Below are 25,626 nucleotides of genomic sequence, written 5' to 3' on the forward strand. Positions count from 1 at the left end.
GACCGCAGACCATCGGACTCATCCTGCCTCATCGAACGGCCGGCAACGGTCCTGCATCCACAGGCCCGGCCCCACCGGCATGTCCTACAGGCCCGGCAGCCTCGTCCACCGCTCGACATCGACGACGCGCCCGGGCATCTCGCCGACCACGAGCACCGCGGCGTCGACCTCGACGGGTTCGGTCGCGCGCGCCAGGAAGCGCTCGGTGCCGCCGGCGAACGACAGCTCGACCTCGCCGAGCTGCTCACCTCCGGGGATCGACAGCGTCACGATGCCGGTCCGCCCCACGAGTTGCTGCGACACCCTCACCTCTCCCTGTCCGGCCGTATCCCGTTCTCGGCGTCGAATGTCTCGAACTCTAGGCCACATCTCCGGCACGACGACCGCGCGCACCGTCGACCACCACATAGGCCGCGGTCAGTATCGCGATCACCGCGGCCGACAGGACGAGGACCGGGTACCCGAACGCGCCGACCACGACCCCCGCGAGGGCGCCCGCCGCCGCACCGGCGAGGCTCATCGAGGTGTCCGAGACACCCTGCGCGGCAGCCCGACTCGACTCCTCGACGGAATCGGTCAGCAGCGTCGACGCCGCGACCGTGGACGCCGACCATCCGATGCCGAGCAGGACGAGTGCGGCCACCAGGCCCGCCTGCGACCCGGAGAAGACGAAACCGAGGACGCAACTGCCCACGAGGATCGCCTGGCCGGCGAGGACGACCGGAACCCGACCGGCCCGATCGGCGAGGAGACCCATGACCGGGGCGAGTGCGTACATCCCGGCGATGTGCGCGCTGATCGACAGCCCGACGACGGCCACCGACGCACCGCCGTGGTGCATGTGCACCGGCGTCAGCGCCATGACCCCGACCATCACCGCATGCGCCGAGACCACCGCGGCGACCGCGGCACGCGCGCGCGGCGAGTGCACGATCGCGGCGAGACCCGCGGCGATCGAGGAGGTCGACGACGACGCCACTCCCCCGCCGGCCTCGAGGAGCGGATCGGGGCGCAACCCGAGGAAGAGAAATGCTGCAGCGCAGGCACATCCGCATGCACCGAGCAGGAACGGCCCGGCGAGATCGGCCATCCCGAGGAACGACGCGACCTCCGCCCCGGCCGGCACCAGCGCCGGCCCGACGACCGCACCGACCATCGTCATCCACACCACCAGCGACAGATCCCGGCCGCGCGATTCGGGCGACGCCAGATCGGTTGCGGCGAAACGGGACTGAAGACTGACGGCGGTGCCCGATCCGAGCGCGAACATCCCGGCGAGCATGAGCCAGAAGGACTCTGCGTCGACGCCGAAGGCCACGAGCAGCGCCCCGGTTCCCGCTATCAGGAGGCCGGTGGTCAGCGCGGGCCGCCGACCCCGAGCCGAGGCGAGTGACGCCAGGGGCAGCCCCGCCGCGGCCGCGCCGAGGGTGAGCACGGTCGTCGGGACGCCCGCCAACGATTCGCTGCCGGACAGCTGCTCTCCGATGATCGCGCCGAGTGCCAGCGCACCGCCCATCGAGATCCGGCCAGCACCTGGACCAGGCACAGCAGGGCGACGGTCCGGCGCTGGACCGCAATCCGCCTGGCCGTCGCCGTCGATGCCCTCACCCTCACAGCATCACCGGTCGCCGCCGACGGCGTGGGCGGTTCGCACCGGCGCGGGCCGCCGCTTCGGCGTCGCGCGGAGCGCCTGCGAGTCCACGACGCGGCCTCACCCGGTGACCAGGTCGTAGGAGAGCTTGCCGACCATCACCACCACGACGACGAGCAACACCCAGCGCACGAACGAGCTACCGCGCCCGATCGCCATGTGCGACCCGATCTGGGCCCCGGCGATGTTGGCCACCGCGAGACCGAGCCCGAGCAGCCAGAGCACGTTGCCCTGCAGCCCGAACACCGTCAGCGCACCGAGGTTGGTCCCGGTGTTGATGACCTTGGCCATCGCCGAGCTCTCCAGGAACGACGTCCCGACGAGCGCGGTCAGGCTGATGATGAGGAAGGTCCCGGTGCCCGGGCCCATCACCCCGTCGTAGAACGCGATGACGACCCCGGCGATCACCAGGCCCGCGATGGTCGAGAGCCGCGACCGCGGCCCCGCCGACAGGTCCCCGCCGAAGCCCGGTCGCAGCGCGACGAACAACCCCACGCCGACGAGCATCACCAGCACGAACGGGGTGAAGATCTCCGTCGGCAGCGAGATCGCCACCAGCGCACCGAGAGCCGAGAACACCAGCGCCGCGGCGAACACCGGGAGAAGCCGCCGGAGGTCGATGCGGACGTGCCGCATATAGCGCCACGCGGCCGACGCGGTCCCGAAGACCGCCGCGAGCTTGTTGGTGCCGAGCGCCGTCGCCGTCGGCAGGCCGGGCTGGGCGATCAGCATCGCGGGGATGAGGACGAGTCCTCCACCGCCGACGACGGCGTCGACCCACCCGGCTGCCGCGGCCGCGACGATCAGCAGCGCGACGTCCAGGGGGTCAGGCCACTTCGACGATCAGCTCGACCTCGACGGGAGCGCCCAGCGGCAGCTCCGCGACGCCGACGGCCGAGCGAGCGTGCACGCCCGCGTCCCCGAAGATCTCGCCGAGGACGTCGGAGGCCCCGTTGATGACCTGCGGCTGGCCGGTGAAGCCGGGGGCCGAGGCCACGAAGCCGACGACCTTGACCACGCGCACGATCGAGTCGATGCCGACGAGCGCGTTCACCGCGGCCAGGGCGTTGAGCGCGCAGATGCGCGCGGCCTCGGTGGCCGCCTCCGGCCGCACGACGCCCTCGGCGCCGTCGGACACCTTTCCGCGCACGGACAGCTCGCCGTCGACGATCGGCAGCTGGCCCGAGGTGTAGACGAGGTTCCCGGTGCGCACCGCCGGCGTGTAGCTGGCGACGGGCGGCACCACGTCGGGCAGGGTGATGCCCAGTTCGGCGAGACGATCGGTCCAGGTAGACGCCATGATCAGCCCTTCGGTCGCTTCATGTAGGCCACGTGCTGCTCGCCGGTCGGACCGGGCAGCACCGCGACCAGTTCCCAGCCGTCGGCACCCCACTGGTCGAGGATCTGTTTCGTGGCGTGCGTCAGCAGCGGCACGGTCACGTATTCCCACGCGGTCACTTCACTCATGGACTCAGCCTATCCGCAGGCGATCAATGGATATGGTGTTGCGGTGGCCAATCAAGCAGGCGCACGTTCCGGGGCGGGGGGACCCCTCGATTCCGGCGTGACAGACAACTCCTCCGTCACCGTCGACAACGAGTGGCCGGACGCGGCATCGCGTGCGCGTCTCCACTTCGTCTCGGGCAAGGGCGGAACCGGTAAGACGACCATCGCGGCGGCACTCGCACTGGCGCTCGCCGCCGACGGCAAGAAGGTGCTCCTCGTCGAGACCGAGGGGCGGCAGGGCATCGCGCAGGTGTTCGACATCCCGCCGCTCCCGCCGGCCGACACCAGAATCGCCACCGCCGAGGGCGGCGGCGAGGTGTCGGCGCTGGCCATCGACATCGAGCACGCACTGCTCGAGTACCTCGACATGTTTTACAACCTGGGCTTCGCGGGCCGGGCGATGAAGCGCATCGGCGCCATCGACTTCGTGACCACCGTGGCGCCGGGCCTGCGGGACGTGCTGCTCACCGGCAAGATCAAAGAGCGCGTCATCCACACCGACAAGCAGGGCAATCCGGTGTACGACGCGGTGGTGGTCGACGCGCCGCCGACCGGCCGGATCGGCAACTTCCTCGACGTCACCCAGGCCATGGCGGACCTGGCCAAGACCGGCCCGATCCGCAGCCAGAGCGAGGGCGTGGCGCAGTTGCTGCACTCCGAGCAGACCGTCGTCCACCTGGTGACGCTGCTCGAGGCGATGCCGATCCAGGAGACGATCGAGGCGATCGACGAGTTGCGCGGCAAGAACCTCAATCTCGGCAGCCTGATCATCAACCGGGTCAGCCCGCCGTACCTGCCGGCCGACTCCATCGACGAGATCGCCGAGGGCCGCATCGACGCGGTCCGCATCGAGGAGAACCTCAAGGCGGCCGGCCTCAAGCTGGCCGAGGGCGACCTGTCGGGGCTGCTCACCGAGACCATCGAGCACGCCACCCGGCTGCAGGCGCAGCAGATCGCGAAGGCACAGCTCGACGAGGTGGAGCTGCCGATGCTCGAGCTCCCGTCGCTCGGCGACGGCATCGACCTCGGTTCGATCTACGAGCTGGCCAACCTTCTCCAGAAAGCGGGGGCCTGATGCCACTCGACCTCAAGATGGGGGCGGTCCTGACCGACCCCGGGACCCGTGTCGTCATCTGTTGTGGTGCAGGCGGTGTCGGCAAGACGACGACCGCCGCGGCGATGGCGATGTACGCCGCCGAGCAGGGGCGCACCGTGGCCGTGCTGACCATCGACCCCGCCAAGCGCCTCGCGCAGTCGCTCGGGATGAGCGAGCTGACCAACGAGCCGCAGCCGGTGCCGATCGAGGGCAAGGGCAGCCTCGACGCGATGATGCTCGACATGCGCCGCACCTTCGACGAGATGGTGCTCGAGTACTCGACACCCGAACGGGCGGAGGCGATCATGCAGAACGCCTTCTACCAGACCGTCGCGTCCTCGTTCTCCGGCACGCAGGAGTACATGGCGATGGAGAAGCTGGGCAAGCTGCTCGAGAAGAACCACTGGGATCTCATCGTCGTCGACACCCCGCCGTCGCGGAACGCGCTCGACTTCCTCGACGCCCCGCAGCGCCTGGGGTCGTTCCTGTCCGGCCGCCTGATGAAGATGCTCGTCGGCGGCGGCCGCGGCGTGGGCCGCATGGTGACCGGCGCGATGAGCCTGGCGATGCGGGGCGTGTCGACGATCATCGGCGGCGAGATGCTGCGCGACGTCGCGACCTTCGTCCAGTCGCTGGACTCGATGTTCGGCGGCTTCCAGGATCGCGCGCTGAAGACCTATGAGCTGCTCAAGCAGCCCGGAACCCGGTTCGCGGTGGTGGCCGCCGCCGAGGCCGACGCGCTGCGCGAGGCCGCGTTCTTCGTCGACCGCCTGTCGGAGGAGTCGATGCCGCTGGCCGGCCTGATCCTCAACCGGACGCACCCGAACCTGACGTCGATCCACGAAGAGGCCGCCCTGGTGGCGCTCGAGTCGATCACCGACGACCTCACCCGCGGCGTGCTGCAGATCCACGCCGACCGCGCCGCCACCGGCAAGCGGGAACTGCATCTCCTGCAGCGGTTCACGGCGTCGCATCCGCGCGTCCCGATCGTCGGGGTCCCGGCGCTGCCTTTCGAGGTCGCGGACATGACGGCCCTGCGCGCGGTGGCCGAGCAGATCACGGGCAGGGGCTGACCGGACGGCTCGCGGTGACCCGTGCCGGCCGACGGCCCGGGTCACCGACTCGCGGACACCTCACGAAGAACGCCTCGCAACGAACATCGGCTCGACCGGGCAGGTCCGGTCGAGCCGATGTTCTCGTCTGTGAGGCGTCGCGGGGATCAGACCGCGTCGGCCCGCTGGCGGCGACGCTGGGCCTCGAAGAAGGCCGCCCAGGACGTCCTCGGGATGCTGACGGAGAAGGGCGCGGCGCTGACGCTCGGTGAGACCGCCCCACACGCCGAACTCGACGCGGTTGTCGAGCGCATCGGCCCCGCATTCGAGCTGGACCGGGCAGTGCCGGCAGATCGTCGCAGCCTTGCGCTGGGCTGCGCCCCTCACGAACAGATCATCCGGGTTCCCTCCCCGACACCGTGCCTTGGCCACCCAGGCCAGACGATCTTCTCCGCTGGAAACTGCAGCTGTCGCCATCCGCCACCCCTACTCGTCGTGTTGTGCATGGCCCCGAAGTCGAGACTCAACGCGCTGCTCAGGCCACATTTACAACAAACTGTTATGTGAGTCACATTCTGCACTCAATCTAGGGATCTGTGCATTGGTCCGCAACCCCTGCGGCTGAAGAAAGTGGGACAACCGTGCAAACTCATCCGATCGGAGGGTTGCGCGTACCCCCTTCGGCGGGCATCAGCGGGCCGTTGTCGTGGGACGATGCATCCCGGCCCCGGCGTCGCCGGGGCGACTGTCCCGGGAGCGAGGCACGACGATGTTCGTCCGGATCGCACGTATCCTGTCGGGGTGATGTCCAAGAAGCTGTGGTCACTGGCATGGGCGAGCCTGCTGGCCGGCATTCTCGTCGCCGGCCTCCTCTACCCGGTGGCCAGCGGTGTAGGTGTCGTCTCCAACAGGGCTGCCGCCGCGGTCGAGAACGTCTCCTCCGAACTGCTGAACGGAACGCTGCCGGAGGTCACCACGATGACCGACGCCGACGGCAAGCCGATCGCGATGCTGTTCGACCAGTACCGCATCCAGGTCGGCTACAACGACATCTCGCCCGACATGATCCGCGCGATCATCTCCGTGGAGGACCGCCGTTTCCTCGAGCACGACGGCGTCGACTGGAAGGGCACCATCCGCGCCGCGCTCAAGAACTCGTCGTCGGGCGAGGTCCAGCAGGGCGCCTCGACGCTGGATCAGCAGTACATCAAGAACTATCAGCTGCTCGTGCTGGCCCGGACCGAGGCCGACCGCCAGGCCGCGGTCGAGACGACGCCGGCCCGCAAGCTCCGCGAGGTCCGGATGGCGCTCACGCTCGAGCAGAGCCTCATCGACCAGGCCAAGCGCGACAAGGGACTCGACGACGCCGCCGCCAAGCAGGAGGCGAAGAAGCAGATCGTCACCCGGTACCTGAACGTCGTGCCGTTCGGCAACAACGCCTACGGGATCGAGGCCGCCGCCCAGACCTACTTCGGGATCCCCGCCAAGGACCTGAACGTCCAGCAGGCCGCGATGCTCGCCGGCATGGTGCAGTCGACCTCCGCGCTGAACCCGTACACCAACCCGGAGGGCGCGCTGGAGCGCCGGAACATCGTCCTGGACACCATGATCGCCAACTTCCCGGAGCGGCGCGCCGAGCTGGAGGCCGCCAAGGACACGCCGCTCGGCGTGCTCCCGCGGCCCAAGACGCCGACCCAGGGCTGCATCGCCGCGGGCAACGAGGGATTCTTCTGCGATTACGCGCTGCAGTTCCTCGCCGAGAACGGGATCTCGCGCAACTCGGTCATGCGCGGCGGCTACATCATCCAGACCACGCTCGACCCCGAGGTGCAGCGGGCCACCGACCGGGCCGTGAAGGCCCAGGCCAGCCCGACCGCCGACGGCGTCGCCGACGTGATGAGCACGATCCGCCCCGGCGACAAGTCACACGATGTGCTGTCGATGGCGTCGAGCCGCCGGTACGGCCTGAACCTCGCCGCGGGCGAGACCATGCAGCCGCAGCCGTTCTCCATGGTGGGCGACGGCGCCGGGTCGGTGTTCAAGATCTTCACCGTCGCGGCGGCCATGGAGAAGGGGCTCGGAGCCGGGTCGAGCATCCCGGTGCCCGGCTTCGTCTCCGTGCAGGGCATGGGCAACAGCGGCGGGGCCTTCGGCTGCCCCGAGAACTCCTACTGCGTCAAGAACGACGGACGGTACCCGGCGTCGATGTCGGTGACCGACGCACTCGCCCAGTCGCCGAACACCGCGTTCGTGCAGCTCCTGCAGCAGGTCGGGGTAAAGCCCGCGGTCGACATGGCCGTGCGTCTGGGTCTGCGCTCGTACACGATCCCCGGTTCGTCGGGCTACGGCGACAAGAGCATGGCCCAGTACGTCAAGGACGGGAACTTCGGCTCGTTCACCCTCGGTCCGCTGCCGCTGAACGCGCTCGAACTCGCCAATGTCGCGGCGACCATCGCCTCGGGCGGCGTGTGGTGCCCGCCGAACCCGATCAAGTCGATCAGCCGGGTCAAGCGCGACCAGTACGGCAACCCGGTGATCGGGCCCGACGGCCAGCGCGCGCTGACGTCGGTGCCGTTCACCCCGCCGGGCTGCGAGCAGGTCGTCGACAAGGGTCTGGCCGACTCCCTCGCCAACGCGCTGAGCAAGGACCACCTCGGCGCCGGCACCGCCGCGGGCGCCGCCGGGTCGGCCGGCTGGACCCTGCCGATGTCGGGCAAGACGGGAACCACCGAGGCACATCGCAGCTCGGCGTTCATCGGCTTCACCAACCAGATCGCCGGCGCGGCCTACGTCTACAGCGACGGCCCGAACCCGCAGGGCGTGTGCACCAGCCCGCTGCGGTCCTGCTACGACGGCGACCTCTACGGAGGTATGGAACCGGCACGCACGTGGTTCCAGGCCATGAAGCCGATCGCGACCAAATTCGGGCCGGTGCGGCTGCCCCCGATCGACCGCGCGTACTGGAACGGCACCGACCGCGGGCGAATCCCCCAGGTGAGCGGCCTGACCGCGAGCGAGGCGACCTCGCGCCTGCAGCAGTCGGGCTTCCGGGTCAACGAGCTCGAGGTCGACAGCGGCCGCCCGAAGGGGACCGTCGTGTTCACCGCGCCGTCGGACTCGGCGATGCCCGGCAGCACCGTGACGATCTACGTCAGCAACGGCCGGCGCGCCGGCGGTGACAGCGGCAACGGACCCACCGAGACGACCGTCGTCGTGCCCGGTGTCGGGCCGGTCGTGATCCAGCTCCCGGGCTGACACCGGCTCCCCGCCCCGGCCACCGGACCACGATCACCGTCTCTCGGCCCGCCGACCCCGCCCTGCGTCTCTCGGCCCGCCGACCCCGTCCTGCGTCTCTCGGCCCGCCGACCCCGCACTGCGGACGGTCGGCGGACCGGGCGGTGATCGCCATCCGCGAGCCGATCCGGTGTGCATCGGCACATGCGTATCCTGAACAGATGCAGCACTCCGACCTCGACTTCGCACGCCTGCGCCGTTCACGCCTCGGCTCGTCCGGTTCCGGTGTCGGTTCGCGAGCACTCGCGGGTGCCGCAGGACTCGCCGCCGCCGGGCTGGTCTACTCGACGGTCATCGAGCGCAACGCCTTCGCGCTCCGCCACACCACGATGGCCGTGCTCGAACCCGGCGCCTCCCCGCTGCGGGTCCTGCACATCAGCGACATCCACATGATGCCCAGGCAGCGCCTCAAGCAGGCCTGGATCTCCGAGCTCGAGGCGCTCGAGCCCGATCTCGTGGTCAACACCGGCGACAACCTCGCCCACCCTCAGGCCGTGCCCGCGGTCATCCAGGCCCTCGGCGGCCTGTTGAGTCGGCCCGGCCTCTTCGTGTTCGGATCGAACGACTACTTCGGGCCGAAGCCGAAAAACCCGTTCAAGTACTTCAAGACCGACCACCAGCGCACGTACGGCGACCCGTTGCCGTGGCAGGACCTGCGCGCGGCCTTCACCGAACGCGGCTGGCTCGACGCGACGCACACCGTGCGCGAGCTCGAGGTGAGCGGCGTGCGCATCGTCGCCGCCGGCGTCGACGACCCGCACATCGAGCGCGACCGGTACGAGACCATCGCCGGCCGGCCCAACCCGCTGGCACATCTGCGTCTCGGCCTCACGCACTCGCCCGAACCCCGCGTCCTCGACCGGTTCGCCGCCGACGGTTACGACCTCGTCATGGCCGGGCACACCCACGGCGGGCAGTTGTGCCTGCCGTTCCTCGGCGCGCTCGTCACCAACTGCCACATCGACCGGTCCCGGGTGAAGGGCCCCTCGAACTGGGGCGCCTCGATGAAGCTGCACGTCAGTGCGGGCCTCGGCACCTCGCCGTACGCGCCGGCGCGTTTCTGCTGCCGCCCAGAGGCGAGCCTGCTGACCCTGACGCCCGTCTCGCACGGCGACGCCGACTTCGACGCCGACCAGTCCCTCCCGCAGTTGGCCCGAGAGTCCCTGTGATGCGCGGGCGGCGGCCGGAGGTCACCCGGGGATGAGCGCCGCCGGCGTCAAGGTCCTGGCCTTCGACACCTTCGGAACGGTCACCGACTGGTTCACCGGCATCTCCGGGGCCGTCGCCCGAATCCTGCCCGAGGTCGACGCCGCCGAGTTCACCCGCGAGTGGCGCCGCCGTTATGCGCCGATCCTCGCCCGTGTCGAGTCGGGAGAACTCGGCTGGCGCGGCCTCGACGACCTGCAGACCGAGACCCTCCACGACGTCGCGACACTGTTCGGCGTCGCGCCTGACGACGATCAGGTCCGAGTCCTGGTGCGTGCGTGGCGGACGATCCCCGGCTGGCCCGACGCCGCCGAGGGCATCCGCCGGCTCAAGCGAGGATTCATCGTGTGCGCGCTCAGCAATGGCAGCGTGGCGCTTCTGACCGACATGGCCCGGCACAACGACTTCGCCTGGGACGTCATCGGCGGTTCCGACCTCTGGCACCACTACAAGCCCGCGCGTGAGACCTACTACGGCCTGGCCGAGCTGCTCGAGGTGCAGCCGTCCGAGGTGATGATGGTGGCCACCCACCAGAACGACCTCGACGCGGCACGCTCGTTCGGGCTGCGCACCGCGTTCGTCGAACGCCCCGACGAGTGGGGCGGTGCACCCAAGGACGACTCGGGATCACCGGACAACGACGTCCACGCGACGGATCTGCTCGATCTGGCGCGTCGGTTGGGCTGCTGAGGACCGGACGGCGGGAGGAACGGTGACCCTCGACGAGCTCCGACGCTGGGAGGATCTCGGGGCGTCCTGGCGGGTGGTCCACCGCGACTCGGGAGGGGTCACCGTCGCGCTGCTGCGGTGCGACGGCGGAGAAGAGGTGGACCGCTTCCACTCCGACGACGCGGAGATCATCGCCCACATCGGCGACCGACTCTCGTCCGAAGCGGACGACTGACACTCACGGATACGAGGAGACCCCGGTCGCTTTCGCGGACCGGGGTCTCTCTGCTGTGTCTCAACCAACACATTCTGTGTCGACCGGCGGACCCGGTCTCTTGTCGGGGTGGCGGGATTCGAACCCACGACCTCTTCGTCCCGAACGAAGCGCGCTACCAAGCTGCGCCACACCCCGTGGCGGTTTAGCCTGCGATAGCTTATACCCCACCCCCGCGAAGTACTAAATCGCCTGGTCAAACCTGTGCCGGAAGTGGCCGAAACGCTGTGCGGTGCGTGTCCGAGGGTGCATTCTCGGCTACGTTCGACCCGCTTCATCACCCACGGCGCCGTCGCGGAGCGCTCTCGAAGAGGGCGGCGGCGCTCTCAGAGCGAAAGGACTCCTCATGAGCTCCCCGACCGACAAGCAGATCGACTCTGCTGCGAAGCAGGGATTTGCCTTCGGCATCTCGATCGTCGCCGCGGCACTGCTGTTCGTCGCCGGCCTGGTGTCGATCTTCCAGGGCATCTCCGCCATCGCCAACGACGAGCTGTTCGTCATCGGCCCGAATTACATCTTCGAGTTCAACCTCACCGCGTGGGGCTGGATCCACCTGATCCTGGGCATCATCGGCGTCCTGATCGCCGGCGGTCTCGCACTCGGCGCCGACTGGGCCCGCGTCGCCGCCATCGTCATCGCATCGCTGTCGATCGTCGTGCAGTTCCTCTGGCTGCCGTACTACCCCGCGTGGGCGATCCTGATCATCGTCCTGGATCTCATCGTCATCTGGGCGGTGTCGACCTGGGACCCCGATCGCGCCTACAACCTGTGACCTGACCTCCGGGCCACAACTGACCGATGCCGGCGACGAAGGCCGCCGGGGTGCACGACCCATCCGTCGTGCGGGCCGGACCGAACCACTGGTGATTCGGCCCCACGAAAGGAACATCATGCGCGTCGTACGCACCCTGGCCGCACTTGTCGCCGGCATCGTCGTCGCCATCGGATTCGCGGCCGGGACCGGTTCCGCGGCCGCGGCTCCGCTGGCACCGGTGCAGAACCTCGAGGTGGATCGTTACCTCGGCAAGTGGTGGCAACTGGCCACCGTCCCGTCGTTCTGGGGCGTCACATGCGCCCGCGACACCAGCGCCTTCTACACCCGTATCGACGCGAAGACCATCGGCGTCGACAACCAGTGCACCGGCCCCACCGGTATGCGCGGCGGCGTCGTCGGACGCGCGACCGTCGTGGACACGACGTCGAATGCCGCTCTGAGCGTGCGCTTCCCGCAGACCCCCGCGAGCATCAACCCGAACGGGGCACCGAACTACATCGTCGCCCATCTCGAGGACGGCGACTCCCCGGACGCGCCCTACAAGTACTCGATCGTCGGCGACCCGAGCCGCGCGTCGGGCTTCCTCCTCTCCCGCGACAAGGTGGTGTCCGACGCCGAATTGCGCCGCCTCACCAAGGAGATCGAGCGGGTTGGCTTCAACCCGTGCACGTTCCTGATCTCGCCGACCACCGGCGGACGAAACGACTACTCGCCGCTGTGCGCCATCTGAACCGCCGGGGCACCGTCTGATCCCACAGGGGCGTCGCCGAATCCCGCACACCGTGCGCGATCACGCACCACCTGACGGGCAGACCTCTCACAGAGAATTCAGGGCAAGCACCCGAGGTGGTGCTTGCCCTGAATCGTCTCAGCTGGCTTCGGCCTTGGTGGCCGCCGCGGCCCGGCGGTACTCGTCCGGGGTCATCCCGTACTTCGCGCGGAACCGGTTTCGCATCGTCGCGGTCGACGCGAAGCCCGATGCGTGTGCGATTGCTTCGAGCTTGAGGTTGCCCGGACCGGTGAGGAGCCTCCGCGCCCACTCGAGACGACGCTCGGCGATCATCTCGGCCAGCGACGTCGGGCTCCCGGCCAGGACCCGGTACAGGTGACGCCGGCTCACGTGGAGTTGCCGGGCGATGACCTCCACACTGAAGTCCGGATCACGGAAATTGCGCTCGATGAGGTCGGCGACGGCGGCGCGCAAGTACCGCTCACTCGTCCGCAGGTCCGACACCCCGGCCCGGGAGAGCGGTTCGCGTTGCGAAACGGCACCTCCGACGGGCCTCGTCAGCTGCACGTCACGACCATTGGCACCTGGGCCCACGTGATTCCCTTCCATGAGAGAGGTTATGCTCCCACCCAATCTGAGACACTACCGACGGGCCAGGTGCCGGTCTTGGGCCTTAGGTCCCAATTCGGAAGGACCTTGTCACGGGATTGTGCTGCGAAAATGCCCACCTTCGTACTCACACGCGTCGGGTCGGGCAGGTCGGCCGTCGACCCGGGTCTTCCGTCGTAGGGTGAGGATGTGAGCACGCAGGACCCGGCCGCCAGGGCGATCGCGCTGCGATCCGAGGCGTACCGGATCGCCGAGGAGATCCTCTACCCGGCCGCCGGCGAGGTCGACCGCTCCGGCGTCATCCCGCACTCGCACTGGCGGGCGCTGGCCGAGGCCGGACTCTTCGGCATCGCCGCGCCGCCCGAGGCCGGCGGCCCCGGGCTGGAATTCCCGCAGGTCATCGAGATCCTCGAGGTCCTGGCCAGCGGCTGCCTGTCGACCTCGTTCGCCTGGCTCCAGCACCACGGGGTCGTCATCTCCCTCTCCCGCTCGACTAACACCGCCCTGCGCGAGGAGTTGCTCGACGCCACGGTCAGTGGCCGGCTCCGCGCCGGTGTGGCGTTCTCCGGCGCCGTGCGCACCCCGCCGCACATGACGGCCCGGCGGGTCGACGGCGGTTGGGTGCTGAGCGGGCACTCCCCGTTCGTCAGCGGCTGGGACATCGTCGACCTCTTCCAGATCTCCGCTCGCGACGTGGACACCGACGACGTCGTCGCCACGATCCTGCCGCTCACCGACCTGCGCAACCGGGTGCGGGTCATCCCGATGCAGCTGTCGGCCGCGAACGCCACCTCGACCGTGTCCCTGCACGTGGCCGACCTCTTCGTCCCCGATGCCCGGGTGGTCACCCGGGTCACCCGCGAGGACTTCTTCGCGAATCAGACCGCCGGCATCCGGATCAACGGGACGCTGCCGTTCGGGCTGATCCGCCGCTGCGCCGCGCTGTTGGACGCCTCCGCCCTCCCTCATGCCGCCCGTCGGCTGCGCGAACGCGCCGACGCCGCACGATCGGCGCTGGACACCGCGATGGGCGTGAGCGCAGACGCCCTGGTGGCGGCGCGCGCCGACGCCGCCCAACTCGCCCTCGATGCGACGTCCACGCTGGTCGCCGCGCACGGCGGGTCGTCGTTGATCCGCGGCTACGCGTCGGAGCGACTCCATCGCGAGGCGGCGTTCATCCTGGTCGCGGCGAGCCGTGCCGAGGTGAAGGACCTGCTGCTGCGGCGTTTCAGCGGACTCGACGACCCCGGCGCGGGGTAGCGCCGAGGGGCCTGCGGTTCACCCCTTCCGGGCGGCCAGCGCGGCGTAGTCGCGCAGGAAGATCGCCTCCGCCAGCGCGATCCGCTCGATCTCTCCCGGGGCCACGCTCTCGTTGGGGGCGTGGATCAGGCACTGCGGTTCCTCGACGCCGAACAGCATGATCTCGGCGTCGGGGAACGTCTCCTGCAAGACGTTGCACAGCGGGATGGACCCGCCCTGCCCCTGGATGGCCACCTCGGTGCCGTACGCGGTCGACAACGCGTCGGTCAGCGTCTCGTAGGCCGGCCCCGACGTCGAGCCGACGAACGGCGAACCCACCGCCTCGCGCTCGAACGACACCCGGGCGTTCCACGGGGCGACACTCTCCAGGTGCGCGATCAGCGCGTCCTGCGCCTGCGTCGGATCCATGCCCGGCGGCACCCGCAGGTTGATCCGCGCCCGGGCCCGGGGCTGGACGGCCGCCGACGATCCGACCACCGGCGGACAGTCGATGCCGAGCACGGTCACCGCGGGCCGCGCCCACACCATGTCCGACACCGTGCCCGAGCCGGCGAGGTCGACCCCGTCGAGAACCGTTGCATCCGAACGGAACTGCTCGGGCGGGTACTGGACGCCGGGCCACTTCTGATCGGCGTCGAGGCCGGCAATGGTGGTGTTTCCGTCTTCGTCGCGCAGCGACGCGAGCATGTGGATGAGGGCGGCCAGCGCATCCGGGGCGGCGCCGCCGAACATGCCCGAGTGCATGGCCGACCCCATCGTCTCGACCGTGACGTCGACGTTCGCGATGCCGCGCAGCGTGGTCGTCAGGCTCGGCTTGCCGACCGCGAAGTTGCCGGAGTCGGCGATGAGGATCGCGTCGGCGCGCAACAGTTCCGGGTTCTCGACGACGAAGTGCTCGAGGCCGCCGGTGCCCTGCTCCTCCGATCCCTCGCCGACGATCTTGACCGTGACGCCCAGGTCTCCGGCGAGTGCCCGGAGCGCGGTCAGGTGCACGGCGATGTTGCCCTTGCAGTCGGCGGCGCCGCGGCCGTACCAGCGACCGTCCCGCTCGGTCAATTCCCATACGGGGGAATCCCATTCGTCCTCGCCGAGCGGGGGCTGGACATCGTGGTGGAAGTACAGCAGCACGGTGGGCGCGCCCTCCGGACCCGGGATCTGTCCTGTCACCGCCTTGGAGCCGTCACTCGTCACGTGCGCGGCGACGTCGTCGAAACCCAGTTCACCGAAGGCGCCGAGCAGCCACTCGACGATCCCGTCGCATTCCTCCGGCGGGAACTGCTTCGGGTCGTGGACCGACCGGAACGCCACCATCTCGGCCAGATCGGATTTCGCACGAGGCATCAACTCCCGCACCCGCTCCCGCAACGTCGCGTCGTCCATGCGCTCTCTCCTCGGTCGGTCCGTGTCTGCGGGGTTCGCCCCTCGTCTGTGGTACCACAGCCGCCGGCGTCGACGGACACCCCGACGCCGGCGACTCGTTCACACCACCAGGTCGTGGACCTCCAGCTCACCGCGGTTGATCGCGGCGGTCATCTGCACGTGATCGGCCTCGTTGAGGTCGGCGTAGGCGACGGAGAAATCGGCGATGGCGCCGGCGAAACCCTTGGTCTCCGAGAGGTATCGGGCGATGTCGAACCGGGTGGCGGTGCGGGCGTGGGCCTGACCGAGCGCGAGTCCGCACAGCTGGGCGTACAGGGCCATGCCCTCGGGTTCGAGCGCCTCCACGACGACCGAGCCCTTGCCGTCGCGCAGTTGTCGCACGTAGAAGTCGCGGCGCTTGCCGGACTCGTCGAGTCCGGTGGACCAGCCGAGGAACAGGTCGCTCGCCGCCTGCAGGAGACGCTGGCCCTCGACGACGCGCCGCCCCTGGTTGTCGAAGCCCGGCGCGGGCACGTGGTCGGCCAGGACCGAGCGCTGCGCCTCTTTGACCTGCAGGAACAGCGGGTCGTCGAGGTTCTTGCCGATCATCAGGACCACCCACGTGCGCGTGCCGACGCTGCCGACGCCCACGACCTTGAACGCGATGTCGACGATGGAGAACTGGGCGAGCAGGGTTTGGACGTGCGACGGAAGCGACGCCCGATAGGACTCGACGCGTTCGCGCACCCGGTCGGCGAGCACGTTCGCGGTGTCGCGGGGGAACCGCTCGGCGAGCGGAACCAGCAACGGCGGATCGTTGCGGATGTGCGCCCTGCCGGCCTCGTCGATCACGCACAGCTTGGCGAGAGCCTGCGCACTGTCGCGGTGGCGGGCCTTGCGCAACGCCTTCTGGGTCCGTTTGGTCATCGAGGTGTCGAGCATGGGGCCGATCTCGGCCATCACCGACTCGACGTCGATTCCCGCGTACCAGCAATCGAGCGTGGTCATCGAGACGCTCCGCCTGATGGTGCGGCGGTAGGCCTTTGCGACGGTCTTGGCGATCGCGCGGTTGGTCTTGTCGTCGAACCCGTTGTTGCGCCCGGCGATCACGAAACTCGCCGCGAGCCGCTTGACGTCCCATTCGAAGGGGCCGGGATGCGTCTCGTCGAAGTCGTTGAGGTCGAAGACCATCCGGCGTTCGGGGCTGAAGAACAGGCCGAGGTTGCTCAGATGGGCGTCGCCGCAGAGCTGGGTGATGATGCCGGTGTTCGGCGTCCGCGCCAGATCGTCGGCCATCACCGCGGCCGCGCCGCGATAGAAGGTGAAAGGCGTCGCCGCCATCCTGGCGTGCCGGACCGGGATGAGGTCGGCCACCCGATCGCGGGCCTGTGCGGCGAGGATGGCGAGCGGGTCCGCTCTCTCGCCCCTGGTGGGGCAGGCCGCCAGATCCACGGTGGTCACCGTCTGTTCCTCCTCGTCCGCAGCGTCCGGGCCCGGGGACCCGGAACCGGCAGAGGCCGTGCCCCCTACTGGTACGAGATGAACCAGGGCGTCGGCCGGACCGCCATGGTCGCCTCGGGCGAGAAGGTCGGTGAGTCCTCCGTGTAGAAATTCTTCCAGCCCATCCACACCCCCGCGGGGAGATCGGCGAGCAATCTGCGCCATGTCTCGAGCTTCACCCCGGGCTCACCGTGCCCGTCGGCGTGGAGGACGACCTGCAGTTCGGGCCGGCCGGTCACGATCCGTTCCCGGTGGGCGAGCATGTCCGGGTCGAATTGGTGGAGCACGAACAACTTCTGCGGCAGCCCGCGCTCGCGAACCAGCCCGGCCAGCCAGTCCGACGTCCGGTTGATCTCGTCGGCACCCACCGATCCGATCTGGGTGAGGTGGACCTGGTCGGGCCGCAACCGCCATTCCGGGTCGAGCGCCAGGCCGACGTGCGGCTGCGCCAGCAGGTCGGCGTAACGCCGGGCCTGCGACAGGAAGTCCATCCGGCCCGGCTGGAGGTCGAGGGTCACGTACACCCCGGCCCGTCCCGCGGCCTCGACCCACGGACGCAGCTCCTCCGGGTCGATCATGTTCGTGTAGTTCGACCCCTCCCCCGGTTCGGCGGACGCGACGGTCGCGATGATCTCGAACGCCGGGATCACGGGTTCGGCGCTGAATCGCTGATAGTCGGCGGCCAGCGCGCGGACGCGCGCGATGGACTCGTCGACGCCCTGCCGTCCCAGCGGACCGAGCGCAGGGGCCCCGGGCGAGCCGTAGAGCGCGACCATCCGCCGCTTGGGGAACACGGTTCGCCCGCCGCCGGGCAGTTCCGGTGCGGCGCTCGCCGGTTCGGGGGCCTCTGCGTCGGCGGCGTCTGGGGCGCGGGCGACGACCTGCCCGGACGGCGAGGCCCCGGTCGACGATCCACCGGGAGCCGAGGCACCGAGGAGCAGTCCGGCGAGGACGCAGACGATCGCCGCACCCATCAGGCGAAACCTCACCCGCGCATCCCCTCCGTTCGTCGATGTACGTCGACGGTGTGGGCCGACGACCGCCCAACGTAGCAGCGACGAACCTCCCCGACGACCGTCCCGCCGGTGACCGGCGACGACGCCCACTCCTGTGACCTGGTTCACCTGGCGGGATGGTCGTCGTTGTAGCGTGTGAGCCGTGGATTACTGGGGTGTGATGGTCGGGTTGGGGCTCCTCGCGTCGGCGTTCGCGGTGGCGGCGTTCGTGCGCTATCGCGAGCGGGAGGCCGCAACCCTGCAGAAGCAGACTGTTCTTGCACGTGAGCTGCGCGATCTCGCCGGCGACGACGAGGTCCGGCTGGCCGCGGTGGACGAATTCTCCCTCACCATCTACCAGCGGTTGTTCTATGCGTCGGTGGTGGCGCCGTGGATTCGCAGCGCTGCCTGGGCATTCCTCGGGGCGGCGCTGACCGCGGTGGGAGCGCTCGCGGTCGACTCTCTCGACGGGGTGTATCCAGCCGTCGTGCACATCGTCCTGATCGCGGCGTCGGCGGTCTTCGCGCTGTCGACGCTCGTCTTCGCCGGGATCGCGCTGTACCACTCGGCGTCGACCCCGCGCGTCTCCTTTCAGGACTCCTACGCCGCAGACGAGACGGTGACGCCCGCGGCCGCGCCGGAGAAGACGACATCCGACGACTGACGCCGGGCACCGTCCTCGGCACGAGACGACGAACCCCGCCGGTGCGCCCGGCGGGGTTCGTCTGTGAGAGGGAGAGAGTGGTATCTCGGGTCAGGCGACCTGCGCCTGCCACATCCAGTGCAGCTGTTCGAGCTTCGACGCGAACGAGATGAGCAGGTCCTGGGTGACCGGATCGGCTTCCTCGGTGGTGCCGATGCGCTCACGCAGGCCGTCGATGACCGCCTTCAGGTTGGCGACGATGGATTCGACGACGTCGGTGTCCTTGGTCCAGCCCTCGCCGAATCCCTTGGTGCCGGCCGTCTTCGCGACGGTCTCGGCGCGACCGTCGGGGCTGACGCCGATCGCGGTGGCGCGCTCGGCGGCGGCGTCGGTGAACTCACGCGCGACCGTCACGAGCTCGTCGAGGTCGAGGTGCACGGAGCGGAACTGCTTGCCGACGACGTTCCAGTGCGCCTGCTTGGCGATCAGGGTGAGGTCGATGAGATCGACGAGCGTGTCCTGCAACGCCTTGCCGGCGACCGCCTTCTGCTCGTCGCTGAGGGTGCTGGTGATGGGGTTGGTGGCCATGATGATGACTTCCTTTCCTGTCATATCGGGCTGCATGAGGCGAGGGACGTCGCCTGGTGGGCGGCGGCCCTGCCTCGGGTGGTGAAGACCGGTCGGGTCAGACAACGACGGTCACCTTGTGGTCGATGTTTCCGCGGGTGGCCTTGGAGTACGGGCAGAACTCGTGTGCCTTCTCCGCGAGCTCCCGGGCCTTCGCCTCGTCGACGCCGGGGATGTACACCTCGATCCCGACGGTGAGGCCGAAGCCGCCGTCGGACGGGTCCTTGCCGATGCCCACGGTGACCTTCACGGTCGACTCGTCGGGAACCGGATTACCCGCCTGCTTCGACGTGGCGCGCAGCGCGCCGAGGAAACACGCGGCGTAACCGGCGGAGAACAGTTCCTCCGGATTGGTGCCCTCACCGCTTCCGCCCATCTCCTTCGGCATGCGGAGATCGAGGTCGATCTGCCCGGAGGCCGAGACGACCTCGCCGTCGCGCCCGCTGCCGGACGCCTTCGATGAGATGGTGTACACCGGTTCGATTGCCATCTGCCGGATCCTCCTGGTCTTCAGATGAGTGGTGCCTCGGTGCCGGCCCCCGCGCATCAGCGCGCACGAGCGGCACCGGGACGAGAAGAACCAACGTTCTTTCCAACCACTCTGTACCCGGATTCATTCCGGCCAAACCGCCTGGTGGCGGGGCTTACACCGGCGCGCGGACGTGTCGGTGGCCCCTGGTGTCGGCGGCCTCTGGTCTCGGTGGCCGCGGGTGTCAGCGGCCCCGCAGCATCCGGCTCGGGCGCATGCGGGTCGACTCCGGCAGCCACCGGTTCACCGATCGGCGCAGTGTCAGCAGTGCCGCGACGAGCACCAGCGCGAACTGCAGGTAGGAGAGGACGACCATCGCCGACGGGATGTCCGGGTAGCGGAACAGCAGGTCGACGCCGATCGGGATGCACAGCAGATGCACCACGACCATCGCGACGAAGAAGTTGCGACAGTTGCGGCTGTGGTGGGTGGCCGCCGCGATGAGCAACGGGTATTCGATGGCGAGCACCACCACGATCATCAGCAGCATGAACGGCGGGAAGAACCCGGCCAGGGTGTCGACCTGCGCCTCGGGGGCGGAGTTCGCGGGATCGGTTCGCACTCCTTCGAGCAGCCGCTCACGCAGGTCGTCGGTGATGGCGCCGAGGTTGAGGAATCCGTAGACCGCGAGGACCAGCCCGACGACCGCCGCGCCCCACCACGCCACTCGCGCGTGCAGCGCCAGTGCCGCCGGCGGCGGGCCGGGATCGCCCGGCCTCGACGGATAGAGCGCGGACTGCTCGCGGTCGCGGGACGACCGCGCCATTTCGGCGAGGTCCTCCGCGTCTAGTTCTGCCTGGGTCGGGATGCGCTCGGGGTCGCGGTCGGGGTGCTCCCCGGAGGCACCGCCCGCCGGTCCGTGCGGATCGTTCATTCCTCGATCCTGCCATCTGCGTTCCTCGCACGGACAGGGCCCGCCGAGCGACTCGGCGGGCCCTGTCGACGATCGGTTCGGTTCCCTACTTCCGGAACTCGCCCAGCAGGAATTCCATGCCGGGCACGAAGGTGCCGAGCATCGGGACCACGTGGTTGACGATCGACTTGGTCAGGATCGGCGGTGTCGGGTCCGTGACGAACCGGACGTCGGCTCCCTGCGCGCGCCAGTCGGCGGCGAGCTGTGCGACCTGCCCGTGAGGGATGACGTCGTCGTTGAGGCCGCCCTCGAGGAACACGGGCGCGTTCGGCTTGAGACGTCCGATGCGCTGCTCGTCGACGATCTTCTTGACACCCGGCGACCGGTCGATGAGCGCGGACAGGGTCTCCCCGGTGCGCGTCCAGTTCCTGGTCTGCTGGAACCCGAAGGCCGGGATGATGTCGGCGATGCAACTGGTGGACAGCTGCTTCAGCGCGGCCTTGCCGGACCGGTTGGTCTCCCGCTCCACCACCGTGGCGACCTCGGGATAGCGGGCGGTCAGCCCGTTGACCGCGAAGCCGATGGCGCCGGCGATCGTGGAGCCGTCGATGGCCGGGATGACCCGCTCGAGGTCGGCCGGCGGAGCACCCGCGTAGGTGGCCTTGACATTGAGGTCCGGTGCGTAGGTCGCGGCGAGTTCCGCGGCCGACGCGGCCGCGCCGCCGCCCTGCGAGTAGCCGGCGAACCCGACCGGCGCGTCGGCCGGCGCACCCGAGATCCGCAGTGCCGCGCGGGCGCCGTCGAGCATGGCGTGGCCGGTCTCGGCCCGGTTGACGTAGGTGTGGATGCCCGGGGTGCCGAGGCCGATGTAGTCGGTGACGAAGACCCGGACGCCGTTGAGCAGCATGTAGTACATCTCCGGCGCGGTGTAGTTCACGCCGAGGCTCGGTTTGGTGATGTCGACCGACATCGGCAGGCCCATGAGCTTGGACGCGGCGCACTGGTCGCCCTGCCCGATGGTGCCCGGGCCGATGACGACGGTCGGGCGGGGCCCTCTGCCCTGCCACGGCGCGGTGGGTTCCACGACGGTTCCGGTCACCGCGGCGGGCGAGCCGTCCTGGTAGGTGGAGGTGTACATCACCTTGCGTGCGGTTCCCGGCCACTGCCCCGGCACGCCCGGGATCTGCAGGCTCAGTGCGCTCGGCTGGCTGCGGATGACCGACCCCGGCTCACCGGCGATCTTCGCCGGCGGCGTGTAGAAATCGGCTGCGTTCGCGAGCGGGGCGCTCGGTGTGATCACCGCGGCCGCGCATGCCGCTGCGACCGCCCCCGCCGTCGCGCCCAGACGCAGGCGTGACCTGCGGCGGGACGCGATGTTCATTCCCGACTTGAGTTTCATGGATGAGTAACTTACCCCACAGTAAGGTGATGGGTGTGACGAGGGGTCACAGGAACGGCGCAGGGTGAGCGGACACCCGGCACGAGCACGCCCCCAGCACAGAACGACGATCAGCCGCCCGGCGCGATCTTGAGCATCCGGCCGACGGTCGCCTGCCAGAGCGAGCCGTCGGCGGCGATGGTCCCGGTCAGTTCCAACGGCTCGTCGAACGGGCCCGTGCCCACCTGCCGGGTCTCGACCCGACGACCGGTGGCGAACTCGGTCGCGATGTAGTCGACCGGCCCCACCTGCTGCGGGAGCCCCGGCACCGCCGGGCCGTAGCCGAGGGCGTGGATCAGCCCGTCGGCGCGGGACAGCTTCGGCAGGGTGGCGACGCGGTCGGAGTTCTCCCAGACGCGGCGGCACCCGGCCTCGGAGACGTCGATGCGGGTCATGCCGCCGGTGAACGGCGCGTCGGCCGGGATCGACGGGCCCGTCACCGCCATCGGCGGGTACTGGTAGCCGTAGGTGCTGGGGATGACGAGCGAGTCGCCCCACGCCATCGGGGAGTTCTCCGTTCCCTGCCCCGACCGGCCGAACGCCGGCATCCGGCACACCTGTGACCCGTCCTCGCTGCGGAAGACCAGCAACTGCGGGCGGTCCGCGTTGTCGACGATGGCCACCCAGCCGTCCCCGCCGGGACCGAAGTACGTCGGCGTGGTCCCCGACCCCCAGGTGAGCTGCCCCGGCTTACGGCCCCGCCCCCGGTCGTAAGCGCGGCGCCACACCACCGCCGGCGCGCGACCGTCGTCCGCCCGCATCTCGTACAGGGCGTGCGTGGTGAGGATCGATGCCCCGTTCCGCCTGACGGACAACCCGTTTCCCAGTTCCTCGCCGGCGGGGAGCCTCGTGGTCGTCACGACCCGGTCGCGGCCGATGACGCCGACGACGCCGCGCGTGGTGGCGAACCAGATGCGGCCGTCGGGATCCGGCGCCAGACCGGTGATCGCGTCGCCGGGCGGGATGTGCCGCGCGACATCGATCCGGTCGTCGACGTAGACCTCCCAGCCGGCGGCCCGCTTCCGGTGCGCGACAAAGAGAATCGAGTTGGTTCCGTCCGCGACGACGACTCGGTCGCGGTCGTCGAGATAGCCGTACACGCCGCCGAGGAGCCCGCCCTTGGCCAGTTGCCTCGATGCGAGCGGTTGCGCGGTGCGCGGGTCGAAGAGGACGACGGACGGGGCCGCGAAGGTCGGGCGCGACGTCCCGACGAACTGCGTGCACAGGGAGACCGGCATGCCGTCCGAACCGATGAAGGTCGCGGCGCAGGCACCGCCCGGCACCGACGACGCCGCGAGCCGCGCGCCGCGTCCCGGCCCGCGGTTCCCGGTCGAGTCGGTGGACGCCGGGTCGCCGTGCATCAGCGAGGTGTCCGACGGCCCGAGCCCGCTCGTCGTCGTATCCGGCTGCGCTGCCGCGGGATACGCGATCGACAACACGACGGCGAGCGCCATGGCGGCGATTCGGGGCCGGGCTCTCCTCATGAGTCGTCAAGCTACTGGAAAAGGCCCCTGGATTCCGCTCCCTGGAGAAGGTCCGCCGACCGTTCGTCGACGATCTCTGAGGGCCTGCTCCAGGGACGATCTCCGGCCGGGGTGCGGCCGGTCAGATCACCAACCCGAGCAGAACCACCACGACCAGGCCGCTCACCGACAGCAGGGTCTCCATCATCGACCAGGTCTTGAAGGTCTGGCCGACACTCATGCCGAAGTACTCCTTGACCAGCCAGAAGCCGGCGTCGTTGACGTGCGAGAGGAACACCGATCCGGCGCCGATCGCGAGTACGACGAGCGAGATCTCCCCGGAGCCCAGGGTGTCCACGAGGCCGAGCATCAGCGACGACGCGGTGATCGTCGCGACCGTCGCCGAACCGGTCGCGAGGCGGATCAGCGCGGCGAGGACCCAGGCGAGGACGAGGACGGGGACGTTCGCGCCGGTCGCCCAGTCGGCCAGCAGGGTGCCGATGCCCGTGTCGACCAGGACCTGCTTGAACCCGCCGCCCGCTGAGACGATCAACAGGATGCCGGCGATCGCGGGCAGCGCCGCGCCCGTGCATCGCGAGATGGTCTGCCGGTCCATTCCCGACCCGCGGCCGAGGGTGAACATCGCGACCACGACGGCGATGAGCAACGCGATCAGCGGGGTACCCAGGATGTCGAGGACACGACGAAGGACCTGGTCCTCGTCGTCGATGAAGATCTCGGCCAGCGCCTTGCCCAGCATCAGCACGACGGGCAGCAGCACGCTGAACATGGTGATCGCGAACGACGGCCGTCGGGTGGCCGGCCCGTCGTCGGGATCGACGTCGAACGTGTGCGGCGCCTCGACCTGCACCCATTTGCCGGCGACCGTGGCGAACAGCGGACCGGAGACGATGATCGTCGGGATCGCCACGGCCACGCCGAGGGCGAGCGTGAGGCCGAGATCGGCGCCGAGCGCGTCGATGGCCACCAGCGGGCCGGGGTGGGGCGGCACGAAGCCGTGCATCGCCGACAGGCCCGCGAGCGCGGGGATGCCCACCGGGATCAGGCCGAGACCGGAGCGGCGGGCCACGAGGTAGATGACCGGCATCAGCAGCACAAGGCCGATCTCGAAGAACATCGGCAGGCCGATGACCGCCCCCACCAGGGCCATCGCCCACGGCAGCATGCGCGGGGAGGCGTGCCCGACGATGGTGTCGACGATCTCGTCGGCGCCCCCGGAGTCGGCGAGCAGCTTGGCGAACATCGCGCCGAGCGCGATGAGGATGCCGACACCGGCTGCGGTGGAGCCGAATCCGCTGGTGAACGAGTCCAGCACGGTCGGGATCGACTCACCCGCGACGATCCCGACGGTCGCGCCGCCGCCGACGAGCGCGAGGAACGGATGGACCTTGGCGAGCGTGATGGCCACGACGATGACCGCGATGCCGGCCAGCGCCGCGACGACCAGCTGCCATCCCGGGGCGACCGGTTCGGGCAGGTCGGCGCCGGCGGCGAGAAGAACGGTGGACGACAGCATGATCAGTTCTCCTCGACGGCCGGAAGTGCGACGACCAGGTCGTCGATGATGGTGTCGACGTCTCGATCCACGTCGACGGTGACGCCGCGCTCGGCGGGGTCCAACGGCTCGAGGGTGTCGAACTGCGACCGGAGCAGGGCGCTGGGCATGAAGTGCCCGGGGCGGGAGGCCTGACGGCGGGCGATGACCTCGACGCTGCCCTCGAGGTGGGCGAACACCACCGTGGGCGCATGTTCACGGAGCAGGTCGCGATAGGACCGCTTCAACGCGGAGCAACTCATCACCCCGCCGTCGGAGTGTTCGGCGAGCCACCTTCCGATGTCCGCGAGCCAGGGGCGACGATCGGCGTCGTCGAGGGGCTGCCCGGACGACATCTTGGCGATGTTCTCCGGCGAGTGGAAGTCGTCGGCGTCGGCGAACGGCACCCGCAGGCGCTGTGCCAACGCCGCGCCGACCGTCGACTTACCGGACCCGGAAACGCCCATCACGACCACCGGAGATCCCATGCCCACTCCTCACATCACTGTGTTGCTGATCACGCAGCCTGCCTCAATAGTCAT

General features: G+C 69.6%; 24 protein-coding genes, 1 tRNA gene and 3 pseudogenes. 10 read left to right on the forward strand and 18 right to left on the reverse strand.

Annotated elements, in window-relative coordinates:
- Positions 1 to 84 precede the first annotated feature (84 nt).
- The 5 genes and pseudogenes from E1P53_RS10390 to sp36 all read right to left on the reverse strand — a co-directional run bounded on the left by E1P53_RS10390 (position 85) and on the right by sp36 (position 3,118).
- Positions 85 to 303, reverse strand: a complete 219-nt coding sequence (locus E1P53_RS10390) for an NfeD C-terminal domain-containing protein (protein ID WP_131734263.1) — start codon at positions 301 to 303, stop codon at positions 85 to 87.
- A 55-nt stretch (positions 304 to 358) separates the two neighbouring features.
- Positions 359 to 1,608, reverse strand: a pseudogene (locus E1P53_RS10395) (MFS transporter).
- A 103-nt stretch (positions 1,609 to 1,711) separates the two neighbouring features.
- Entirely contained in the window at positions 1,712 to 2,473 is a 762-nt protein-coding gene (locus E1P53_RS10400; RefSeq protein WP_131734264.1) for a TSUP family transporter, read from the reverse strand.
- 4 nt (positions 2,474 to 2,477) lie between these two features.
- A complete protein-coding gene (locus tag E1P53_RS10405; protein WP_131734265.1) occupies positions 2,478 to 2,951 on the reverse strand; it encodes a RidA family protein in 474 nt (157 codons plus the stop codon).
- A 2-nt stretch (positions 2,952 to 2,953) separates the two neighbouring features.
- Complete coding sequence (gene sp36, locus E1P53_RS10410; protein ID WP_006901589.1) at positions 2,954 to 3,118, reverse strand: Sp36 family protein; 165 nt, start codon at positions 3,116 to 3,118, stop codon at positions 2,954 to 2,956.
- Positions 3,119 to 3,161: 43 nt separating this feature from the next.
- Here sp36 and bagA point away from each other — a divergent pair, with 43 nt between their 5' ends.
- Both bagA and bagB read left to right on the forward strand, forming a co-directional pair.
- Positions 3,162 to 4,232, forward strand: a complete 1,071-nt coding sequence (gene bagA, locus E1P53_RS10415) for an ATPase BagA (RefSeq protein ID WP_040527268.1) — start codon at positions 3,162 to 3,164, stop codon at positions 4,230 to 4,232.
- On the forward strand, positions 4,232 to 5,326 hold the full coding sequence (gene bagB / locus E1P53_RS10420) for an ArsA family ATPase (protein ID WP_006901591.1): 1,095 nt from the start codon (positions 4,232 to 4,234) through the stop codon (positions 5,324 to 5,326). The genes bagA and bagB overlap by 1 nt, the downstream gene beginning before the upstream one ends.
- A gap of 146 nt (positions 5,327 to 5,472) precedes the next feature.
- Here the strand turns inward: bagB and E1P53_RS10425 are convergent.
- Positions 5,473 to 5,782: pseudogene (locus E1P53_RS10425) on the reverse strand (WhiB family transcriptional regulator).
- 327 nt (positions 5,783 to 6,109) lie between these two features.
- Between E1P53_RS10425 and E1P53_RS10430 the strand changes: the two are divergent.
- The 4 genes from E1P53_RS10430 (at position 6,110) to E1P53_RS10445 (ending at position 10,709) form a co-directional block, all read left to right on the forward strand.
- Positions 6,110 to 8,560: a penicillin-binding protein gene (locus E1P53_RS10430; protein ID WP_131734266.1), complete on the forward strand. Its 2,451-nt coding sequence runs from the start codon at positions 6,110 to 6,112 to the stop codon at positions 8,558 to 8,560.
- Between the two features lie 200 nt (positions 8,561 to 8,760).
- Positions 8,761 to 9,768: a metallophosphoesterase gene (locus tag E1P53_RS10435; protein WP_006901594.1), complete on the forward strand. Its 1,008-nt coding sequence runs from the start codon at positions 8,761 to 8,763 to the stop codon at positions 9,766 to 9,768.
- Between the two features lie 31 nt (positions 9,769 to 9,799).
- Positions 9,800 to 10,495: a haloacid dehalogenase type II gene (locus tag E1P53_RS10440; protein ID WP_131734267.1), complete on the forward strand. Its 696-nt coding sequence runs from the start codon at positions 9,800 to 9,802 to the stop codon at positions 10,493 to 10,495.
- Between the two features lie 22 nt (positions 10,496 to 10,517).
- On the forward strand, positions 10,518 to 10,709 hold the full coding sequence (locus E1P53_RS10445; RefSeq protein ID WP_131734268.1) for a hypothetical protein: 192 nt from the start codon (positions 10,518 to 10,520) through the stop codon (positions 10,707 to 10,709).
- A 103-nt stretch (positions 10,710 to 10,812) separates the two neighbouring features.
- On the opposite strand, the gene E1P53_RS10450 is transcribed toward E1P53_RS10445, so the two are convergent.
- A tRNA-Pro gene (locus E1P53_RS10450) sits at positions 10,813 to 10,886 on the reverse strand.
- 208 nt (positions 10,887 to 11,094) lie between these two features.
- Here E1P53_RS10450 and E1P53_RS10455 point away from each other — a divergent pair.
- Together E1P53_RS10455 and E1P53_RS10460 are read left to right on the forward strand one after the other, a co-directional pair.
- Entirely contained in the window at positions 11,095 to 11,520 is a 426-nt protein-coding gene (locus tag E1P53_RS10455; protein ID WP_006901597.1) for a DUF7144 family membrane protein, read from the forward strand.
- A 118-nt stretch (positions 11,521 to 11,638) separates the two neighbouring features.
- Positions 11,639 to 12,253, forward strand: coding sequence for a lipocalin family protein (locus E1P53_RS10460; RefSeq protein ID WP_006901598.1), 615 nt, complete (start codon positions 11,639 to 11,641; stop codon positions 12,251 to 12,253).
- Positions 12,254 to 12,391: 138 nt separating this feature from the next.
- Here the strand turns inward: E1P53_RS10460 and E1P53_RS10465 are convergent, their stop codons facing one another.
- Entirely contained in the window at positions 12,392 to 12,820 is a 429-nt protein-coding gene (locus tag E1P53_RS10465; RefSeq protein WP_244941160.1) for a helix-turn-helix domain-containing protein, read from the reverse strand.
- A 231-nt stretch (positions 12,821 to 13,051) separates the two neighbouring features.
- Between E1P53_RS10465 and E1P53_RS10470 the strand changes: the two genes are divergently transcribed.
- A complete protein-coding gene (locus E1P53_RS10470) occupies positions 13,052 to 14,122 on the forward strand; it encodes an acyl-CoA dehydrogenase family protein (protein WP_131734269.1) in 1,071 nt (356 codons plus the stop codon).
- 18 nt (positions 14,123 to 14,140) lie between these two features.
- Here E1P53_RS10470 and E1P53_RS10475 read toward each other — a convergent pair whose 3' ends face one another.
- The 3 genes and pseudogenes from E1P53_RS10475 to E1P53_RS10485 all read right to left on the reverse strand — a co-directional run.
- Positions 14,141 to 15,502 (reverse strand): dipeptidase, encoded by a 1,362-nt coding sequence (locus tag E1P53_RS10475; RefSeq protein ID WP_006901601.1) that lies wholly within the window; start codon positions 15,500 to 15,502, stop codon positions 14,141 to 14,143.
- Between the two features lie 99 nt (positions 15,503 to 15,601).
- Positions 15,602 to 16,942 carry a DUF2252 domain-containing protein gene (locus E1P53_RS10480; protein WP_131734270.1) on the reverse strand — a complete coding sequence of 447 codons (1,341 nt, stop codon included), beginning with the start codon at positions 16,940 to 16,942 and terminating at the stop codon, positions 15,602 to 15,604.
- A gap of 65 nt (positions 16,943 to 17,007) precedes the next feature.
- Positions 17,008 to 17,808, reverse strand: a pseudogene (locus tag E1P53_RS10485) (hypothetical protein); the annotation flags it as partial.
- A 331-nt stretch (positions 17,809 to 18,139) separates the two neighbouring features.
- Between E1P53_RS10485 and E1P53_RS10490 the strand changes: the two are divergent.
- Positions 18,140 to 18,640 (forward strand): hypothetical protein, encoded by a 501-nt coding sequence (locus E1P53_RS10490; RefSeq protein ID WP_006901604.1) that lies wholly within the window; start codon positions 18,140 to 18,142, stop codon positions 18,638 to 18,640.
- Positions 18,641 to 18,730: 90 nt separating this feature from the next.
- On the opposite strand, the gene E1P53_RS10495 is transcribed toward E1P53_RS10490, so the two are convergent.
- The 7 genes from E1P53_RS10495 to E1P53_RS10525 form a co-directional block, all read right to left on the reverse strand.
- Positions 18,731 to 19,207 carry a Dps family protein gene (locus E1P53_RS10495; RefSeq protein WP_006901605.1) on the reverse strand — a complete coding sequence of 159 codons (477 nt, stop codon included), beginning with the start codon at positions 19,205 to 19,207 and terminating at the stop codon, positions 18,731 to 18,733.
- Positions 19,208 to 19,304: 97 nt separating this feature from the next.
- The gene (locus E1P53_RS10500; protein WP_131734272.1) at positions 19,305 to 19,736 is read right to left on the reverse strand and encodes an organic hydroperoxide resistance protein; all 432 of its coding nucleotides are present in this window, start codon (positions 19,734 to 19,736) and stop codon (positions 19,305 to 19,307) included.
- Between the two features lie 223 nt (positions 19,737 to 19,959).
- Positions 19,960 to 20,649, reverse strand: a complete 690-nt coding sequence (locus E1P53_RS10505) for a hypothetical protein (protein WP_109239840.1) — start codon at positions 20,647 to 20,649, stop codon at positions 19,960 to 19,962.
- An 85-nt stretch (positions 20,650 to 20,734) separates the two neighbouring features.
- Complete coding sequence (locus E1P53_RS10510; protein ID WP_131734273.1) at positions 20,735 to 22,027, reverse strand: lipase family protein; 1,293 nt, start codon at positions 22,025 to 22,027, stop codon at positions 20,735 to 20,737.
- 110 nt (positions 22,028 to 22,137) lie between these two features.
- Positions 22,138 to 23,550 carry a two-component regulator propeller domain-containing protein gene (locus tag E1P53_RS10515; protein WP_131734274.1) on the reverse strand — a complete coding sequence of 471 codons (1,413 nt, stop codon included), beginning with the start codon at positions 23,548 to 23,550 and terminating at the stop codon, positions 22,138 to 22,140.
- Between the two features lie 121 nt (positions 23,551 to 23,671).
- A complete protein-coding gene (locus E1P53_RS10520; protein ID WP_131734275.1) occupies positions 23,672 to 25,066 on the reverse strand; it encodes a GntP family permease in 1,395 nt (464 codons plus the stop codon).
- Between the two features lie 2 nt (positions 25,067 to 25,068).
- Positions 25,069 to 25,572: a gluconokinase gene (locus E1P53_RS10525; RefSeq protein ID WP_109239844.1), complete on the reverse strand. Its 504-nt coding sequence runs from the start codon at positions 25,570 to 25,572 to the stop codon at positions 25,069 to 25,071.
- Positions 25,573 to 25,626: the final 54 nt, after the last annotated feature.

The organism is Gordonia paraffinivorans, assembly GCF_900683595.1.
Classification (GTDB): Bacteria; Actinomycetota; Actinomycetes; order Mycobacteriales; family Mycobacteriaceae; genus Gordonia; species Gordonia paraffinivorans.